The sequence below is a fragment of the Kitasatospora sp. NPDC088346 genome, assembly GCF_044740765.1.
Taxonomy (GTDB): domain Bacteria; phylum Actinomycetota; class Actinomycetes; order Streptomycetales; family Streptomycetaceae; genus Kitasatospora.
In genome coordinates this window covers 1-3,734 of the sequence record NZ_JBIURH010000135.1, presented here as the reverse complement: position 1 = coordinate 3,734, position 3,734 = coordinate 1, and the positions used below count along the sequence as shown (strand labels likewise).

General features: G+C 73.6%; 1 protein-coding gene. It reads right to left on the bottom strand.

Annotated features, from left to right (window positions below):
- Positions 1-3,734: beta-ketoacyl synthase N-terminal-like domain-containing protein (locus ACIOFR_RS41890; RefSeq protein WP_401006039.1), on the bottom strand; the 3,734-nt coding region annotated here is incomplete at both ends.

Sequence of the window (3,734 nt, the reverse complement as noted above, 5' to 3'; positions counted from 1 at the left end):
CCGGCCACCACATCCGACAGCGGCCGCCACACCACCCGATAACGCCACCCGTCCACCGTCAGCAGCTCACGGCTCTGCCGACGCCACGCCGCCAGTTTGGGCAGAAGGGCACCGAGCTGGTCGTCGTCCTCGATCTCCAGGGCCGCCGCCAGGGCCGAGCTGTCCTCGCGCTCGACGGCTGCCCAGAAGTGGGCGCCCGCCGGGTCCTCGCTGGGGGCGGGCTGTGGTGCGGCGGACTCCAGCCAGTACCAGGCGTGTTGGAAGGCATAGGTCGGCAGGTCCACCTGTCGGCCACCGTGCCCCGCGTGGACGGCCGTCCAGTCGACGGACAGGCCGCGGACGTGGGCGTGGGCCAGCGCGGTCGCCAGTGCACGCGTCTCCGGGCGACCGGCGCGCAGCAGGGGCACGAACGCGGCCGTCGGGCCCGCGCTCTCCTGACCCAGTGCGGACAAGATCCCGTCCGGGCCGAGTTCGACGTAGGTGGTGACGTGCTGCGCGTCCAGAGTCCGTACGGCGTCGGCGAAGCGGACGGCCTCGCGGACGTGCCGCACCCAGTACTCCGGGTCCGTCAGCTCGTCCGACACCAGCGCGCCGGTGAGCGTGGAGACGATCGGGATGCGCGGCGCCTCGAACGTCAACTCCCGCGCCACCGTACGGAACTCGTCCAGCATGCCGTCCATCAGCGGCGAGTGGAACGCATGGCTCACCGCGAGCCGCTTGGTCTTGCGGCCGTCCGACCCGAACAGGTCGGCCGTGTCCAGTACGCCTTGCTCGTCGCCCGAAATCACGACGGAGGTGGGCCCGTTGACGGCGGCGATGCCGACGCCTTCGGGAAGCAGCGGCAGGATCTCGGCCTCGGCCGCCTGGACGGCGACCATGGCGCCGCCGCGCGGCAGCGCCTGCATCAGCCGGCCCCGCGCCGCCACCAACCGTGCGGCGTCCGCCAGCGACAGCACACCCGCCACATGCGCGGCGGCCAGCTCACCGATCGAATGACCGGCCAGGAAGTCCGGCCGCAGCCCCCACGACTCCATCAGGCGGAACAGCGCCACCTCCACCGCGAACAGCGCCGGCTGGGTCCAGCCGGTCTCGTTCACCAGCTCCGCGTCCGCGATCGCCTCCCGCAGCGAACGCTCCAGATGCCGATCCAGCTCCGCACGGACCGCCTCGAACGCCTCCGCGAACACCGGATAAGCGGCACACAACTCCTCACCCATGGAAGCCCGCTGGCTACCCTGACCGGTGAAGAGGAACGCCAGCCGCCCGGGAGCGGAGGCGCCCTGGACCAGGCCACCGGCCTGATCGCCCGTGGCCAGTGCGCGCAGGGCGCGCAGGATGTCGTCGCGGCTCTCGCCGACGACCGCGGCGCGGCGGTCCAGTGCGGCACGGCCGGTCGCCAAGGTGAAGGCGATGTCGGCCGGTTCGAGGTCGTCGGAGTGTTCGACGGCGGTCAGCAGGCGGTCGGCCTGGGCACGCAGCGCGTCCTCGCTCCTGGCCGAGAGCAGCCAGGGCAGCACGGGCGGGCCCGCGGGCGTGGGCTGCGTCGGGGACGGCCGTTGCGGCGTCCGGGAGACGGCGGGCGCCTGTTCGATGATGGTGTGGGCGTTGGTGCCGCTGATGCCGAAGGACGACACCGCGGCCCGGCGCGGCCGACCGGTCTCGGGCCACGGGCGCGCCTCGGTGAGCAGCGAGACGGCGCCGGCCTCCCAGTCGACGTTCGCCGAAGGCTCGTTGACGTGCAGGGTCTGCGGCAGCACTCCGTGCCGCATCGCCATCACCATCTTGATGATGCCCGCCGCGCCAGCGGCGGCCTGGGTGTGGCCGATGTTCGACTTGATGGAGCCCAACCAGAGCGGCTGCTCGTCGCTGTGGGCCTGCCCGTAGGTCGCGAGCAGGGCCTGCGCCTCGATCGGGTCGCCGAGCGTGGTGCCGGTGCCGTGCGCCTCGACGGCGTCCACCTGGTCGGCCGACAGCCCCGCGCCCGCCAGGGCCTGGCGGATGACGCGCTGCTGCGACGGGCCGTTCGGGGCCGTCAGGCCGTTGGACGCACCGTCCTGGTTGATCGCCGAACCCCGGACCACGGCGAGCACCGGGTGCCCGTTGCGCCGCGCGTCCGACAGCCGCTCGACCAGCAGCAGACCGACACCCTCGCCCCAGCCGGTGCCGTCCGCAGCTGCGGCGAAGGACTTGCACCGCCCGTCGGGTGACAGACCGCGCTGACGGCTGAAGTCGACGAAGGTCTCGGGGGTGCCCATCACGGTGACACCGCCGGCCAGCGCCATCGTGCACTCCCCGCTGCGCAGCGCCTGGACGGCGAGGTGCAGGGCGACCAGCGAGGAGGAGCAGGCGGTGTCGACGGTGACCGCCGGCCCTTCGAGGCCGAAGGTGTAGGCGACGCGGCCGGACGCGATGCTGCCCGAGTTGCCCGTACCGAGGTAACCCTCGACGCCCTCGGGCAGTTCACCGCCCAGGCCGGCGACGTAGTCGTGGTACATCACGCCGGTGAAGACGCCGGTCCGGCTGCCGCGCAGGGTGGCCGGGTCGATGCCGGCCCGTTCGAAGGCCTCCCAGGAGGTCTCCAGCAGCAGGCGCTGCTGCGGGTCCATCGCGATCGCCTCGCGCGGCGAGATGCCGAAGAACGCCGGGTCGAACAGGCCCGCCTCGTGCAGGAAGCCGCCCTCGCGGGCGTACGAGGTCCCCTGGTGGTCGGGGTCCGGGTGGTAGAGGCCGTCCAGGTCCCAGCCGCGTCCTGCCGGGAAGCCGGACACCGCGTCGCGGCCCTCCGAGACCAGCTGCCACAGGTCCTCGGGCGAGCCGATGCCGCCCGGGAAGCGGCAGGCCATGCCGACGATGGCGATCGGCTCGTCCGTGGCACCCGTGGGCCGGGTGGCGGCGGCGGGCTCGTCCGCCGCCTCGCCGAGGAGCTCGGTGAGCAGGAAGGCGGCGAGGGCGCCGGGGGTCGGGTAGTCGAAGATCAGCGTCGCGGGCAGGCGCAGGCCGGTCGCGCCGTTGAGTTCGTTGCGCAGTTCGACGGCGGTGAGCGAGTCGAAGCCCAACTCCTTGAACGCCCGTCCCGCGTCCACCGCGCTCGCGTCGGCGTAGCCGAGCACGGCGGCGACACGGGAGCGGACCAGGTCGAGCAGCGCCTGTTCGCGCTCGTCGGCGGACTGGGCGAGCAGGCGGGTGACCAGCTCGGAGCCACCCGCCGAGGAGCCCGCGCGCGCGGCGCGCCGCATCGGCACCCGGACCAGGCCGCGCAGCAGCGGGATCACCCCCCGGGAGGCGTCGCGCCGAACAGCGGCCAGGTCGAGGCGCATCGGTACCAGGGTCGCAGCGCCCGAGACGGTCGCGAGGTCGAACAGCGCCAACCCCTCCTCGGCGCGCAGGCCTTCCACGCCCGCACGGGCCATCCGCTCGATGTCGCCGCTGTCGAGGCCGCCGGCCATGCCCGCGCCATCGGCCCACAGGCCCCAGGCGAGGGAGGTGGCGGGCAGGCCGTCGGCGCGGCGGCGGGTGGCCAGGGCGTCCAGGAAGACGTTTGCGGCCGCGTAGTTGGCCTGACCGAGACCGCCGAAGGTACCGGCGGCGGAGGAGAACAGCACGAACGCCGTGAGCGGGTGCCCGGCGGTCAGCTCATGGAGGTGGAAGGCCGCGTCGACCTTGGGCCGCAGCACGGTGTCGAGACGCTCGGGGGTGAGCGAGGCGAGGATGCCGTCGTCGAGAACGCCCGCGGT